A 3,934-nucleotide genomic window follows, 5' to 3' on the forward strand; every position below is an offset into this window, starting at 1 on the left:
CGCCGCCGGGCTGGTCCGGCGGCTGGGCGGGCGGACTCCGGCCGAGCAGGACGGGATCGTGCTCGACCTGGTGCGCGAGGCGATGGCTGCCGTGCTCGGGCACGCCGACGCCACCGGGGTCGATCCCGGCCGCGGGTTCCTGGAGGTCGGCTTCGACTCGCTGACCGCCGTCGAGCTGCGCAACCGGCTCGCCACCGCGACCGGGCTGCGGCTGCCCTCGACGCTGGTGTTCGACCACGCTTCGCCCACCGAGCTCGCGGCGCACCTGCGCGGCGAGCTGACCGGCACCGAGCCGGACGCGAACCGGCTGCTGTCCGAAGTGGACAGCCTGGAGACGCGCCTGCTGGCAGCCGAGCTCGACGACGCCGCCCGGGCGGCCGTCCACGGCAGGCTCCAGACGTTGCTGGCCAAGTGGTCCGGCACCGCGGGAGCCGCCACCGTCCCGGACAGCCTCGCCACGGCGTCCGCGGACGACCTCTTCGACTTCATCGACAACGCACTGGGGAGCTGACGGTGTCCAACGAGGACCGGCTGGTCGAGTACCTCCGGCGGGTGACCGCCGAGCTGCAGCAGACGCGCACGCGCCTGCAGGAGGTCGAGTCCGGCGAACCCGAGCCGATCGCCGTCGTCGGCATGAGCTGCCGGTACCCCGGCGGCGTCGCGTCGCCCGACGACCTGTGGGACCTCGTGCGGGACGGCCGCGACGCCGTCACGCCGTTTCCCGCCGACCGCGGCTGGGACCTCGCCGCACTGTCCGATCCGGACGGTCGCGGCGCGAGCCACGCGGCCGCCGGCGGGTTCCTCGACGACGTCGCCGGGTTCGACGCGGGCTTCTTCGGCATCTCGCCGCGGGCCGCGCTCGCGATGGACCCGCAGCAGCGGCTCCTGCTCGAATCGACGTGGGCGCTGTTCGAGGACGCCGGGGTCGACCCGGCGGGCCTGCGCGGCGGCCGCACCGGCGTGTTCGTGGGCGCGTCCTCGTCCGGCTACGGCAGTGGCTGGTCCGTCGCGCCCGAAGGGCTCGAAGGCCACCTGCTGACCGGCAACGCGGGCAGCGTGATCTCCGGCAGGCTCGCCTACCAGTTCGGGCTGGAGGGCCCGGCGGTCACCGTCGACACGGCGTGCTCGTCGTCGCTGGTCGCGCTGCACCTCGCCGCGCAAGCCCTGCGCGCGGGCGAGTGTTCGCTCGCGCTCGCGGGTGGTGTCATGGTGCTGGCTTCGCCGACGCTGTTCGTCGAGTTCAGCCGCCAGCGCGGGCTGGCCGCGGACGGGCGCTGCAAGTCGTTCGCCGCCGCCGCGGACGGCACCGGCTGGGCCGAAGGCGTCGGCCTGCTCCTGCTGGAGCGGCTGTCCGACGCCCGCCGCAACGGGCACGACGTTCTCGCCGTCGTCCGCGGTTCCGCGGTCAACCAGGACGGTGCGAGCAGCGGCCTCACCGCCCCCAACGGCCCGTCGCAGCAACGGGTGATCCGCGACGCGCTGGCCGGGGCGCGGCTCGCGCCGTCCGATGTGGACACCGTCGAGGCGCACGGCACCGGCACCCGGCTCGGCGACCCGATCGAGGCGCAGGCCGTGCTGGCCACCTACGGCCGCGACCGGCCGCACCCGCTGTGGCTGGGCTCGCTGAAGTCGAACATCGGGCACGCCCAGTCCGCCGCCGGGGTCGGCGGCGTCATCAAGATGATCCAGGCCCTGCGCCACGGCGTGCTGCCGAAGACCTTGCACGTCGACGAGCCGACGCCGCACGTCGACTGGGCGGCGGGCAACGTCCGGCTGCTCACCGAGACGCAGCCGTGGCCCGAGACCGGGCGGCCCCGCCGCGCGGGCGTGTCGTCGTTCGGGATGAGCGGCACGAACGCCCACGTGATCCTGGAGCAGGCCCCGGCAGCCGAACCGGCCGCGCTGACCACGCTGCCGGTCACGCCGGTGCTGCTGTCCGCGCGGACCGCGTCCGCCTTGCGCGAGCACGCCGAGCAGCTGTCCACAGTGGACGTCGAACTGCCGGACCTGGCGGCCGCGCTGGCGACCCGGGGCGGACTGGACCACCGCGCGGTCGTCGTCGCCGAGGACCGGGACGCGCTGGTGACCGCGTTGCGCGAGTTCGACGTCATCCAGGGTGAACCCGGAGGCAAGACCGCGTTCCTGTTCACCGGGCAGGGTTCACAGCGGGCCGGGATGGGCCGCGAGCTGTACGAGGCGTTCCCGGCCTATGCAACCGCGTTCGACGCCGTGTGCGCCCACCTCGACCCGCGGGTGCGGGACCTGTCGGGGTCGGCGGAGACCGGACTCGCCCAGCAGGCCATCTTCGCCCTCGAAGTCGCGCTGTACCGGCTGCTGGAGTCGTGGGGCGTACGGCCGGACCTGCTCCTCGGTCACTCGGTCGGCGAGATCGCGGCCGCGCATGTCGCGGGGGTGCTGACGCTGGAAGACGCCTGTGCGCTCGTCGCCGCGCGGGGCCGGCTGATGCAGGCGCTGCCAGAGGGTGGCGCGATGATCGCCGTGCAAGCGTCCGAAAAGGACATCGAGCTGCCGGAAGGCGTGTCCCTGGCCGCGGTGAACGGCCCGGACTCGGTGGTGCTGTCCGGGGTGGAAGCCGCGGTGGTCGAGTATGCGGCGACGTTCGCGAAGACCAAGCGGCTCAAGACCAGCCACGCCTTCCACTCGGCGCTGATGGAGCCGATGCTCGCCGAGTTCCGCACGGTTCTCGACGGACTTTCCTACGCCGCCCCCACGATCCCGCTGGTGTCCACTGTGGAGCCGGACGCGGCGTGGGACGCGGACTACTGGGTCCGCCAGGTGCGGCAGCCGGTCCGGTTCCACGACGGCGTCGAGCGCCTGCGCGCCCAGGGCGTCACCGTCTTCGCCGAGCTGGGCCCGGCCGCGGTCCTCGCCCCGCTCACCGACGGCGCCGTCCCGCTCCTGCGCGCCGACCGGCCGGAGGCCGCCACGCTGATCCGTGGCCTGAGCACCCTGCACGTCCGCGGCACCGCCGTCGACTGGCTGGCGTTCTTCGGCGGCACGAGGCGCCTCCCGCTGCCGCACTACCCGTTCGAGCACGAGCGGTTCTGGCTGGCCGCGCCGGCCGCGACCGGCGACGTCACCGCCGCCGGGCTCACCCACCCCGACCACCCGCTGCTCGGAGCCGCGCTGGCGCTGGCCGACGGCGACGGTTTCCTGTGCACCGGCCTCCTTTCGCCGCGGTCGCACCCGTGGCTCGCCGACCACGTGGTGCTCGGTTCGACGCTGGTGCCGGGGACGGCGTTCGTCGAACTCGCCCTGCGCGCGGCCGAGCAGGCCGGCTGCGACGGCATCGGCGAACTCACCCTCGAAACGCCGCTGACCCTCCCGGACAGCGGGGTCGAGATCCAGATCGCCGTCAGCGCCACCCGCACCTTGCGGATCTACTCCCGCCCGGCGGGTTCGGCGTTCGACGAACCGTGGACCCGGCACGCCTCCGGCACGCTGACCAGCGGAAACCGGGTTCCGGCCGGTCCGGCCGAATGGCCGCCCGCGGACGCCGAACCCGTCGACGTCGAGGACCTCTACACCCGGTTCGGCGACCGCGGGTTCGGCTACGGCCCCGCGTTCCAGGGCCTGCGCGCGGCCTGGCGGCGGGGCGGCGATGTCTTCGCCGAGGTGGCCCTGCCCGCCGATGCGGGGAAGTTCGCGCTGCACCCGGCGTTGCTCGACAGCGCGCTGCACGCGATGGCGCTCGGCGTGCTCCCGGACACCGGCGCGGGCCGGGTGCCGTTCAGCTGGACCGGCGTAACCGTGTCCGCGCGCGGCCGCTCGGCCCTGCGCGTCCGGCTTTCGGCCAGCGGCCCCGAGACGATCACCCTGGTGGCGACCGACGACGCCGGGGAGCCGGTCGTCGCGGTCGAGGCGCTGACCGTGCGGCCGGTGGCGGTGCCGCGGCAGTCGCTGTTCGCCGTCG

The 3,934-nt window shown here is 74.6% G+C and carries 2 protein-coding genes; both read left to right on the forward strand.

Annotated features, from left to right (window positions below):
• Positions 1 to 511, forward strand: a 511-nt coding sequence (locus tag G3I65_RS01360) for an acyl carrier protein (RefSeq protein WP_160693954.1), incomplete at its 5' end; no start/stop codon positions are given.
• 2 nt (positions 512 to 513) lie between these two features.
• Positions 514 to 3,934, forward strand: a 3,421-nt coding sequence (locus tag G3I65_RS01365; protein ID WP_160693956.1) for a type I polyketide synthase, incomplete at its 3' end; no start/stop codon positions are given.

The organism is Amycolatopsis sp. SID8362 (assembly GCF_010550475.1).
GTDB lineage: Bacteria > Actinomycetota > Actinomycetes > Mycobacteriales > Pseudonocardiaceae > Amycolatopsis > Amycolatopsis eburnea.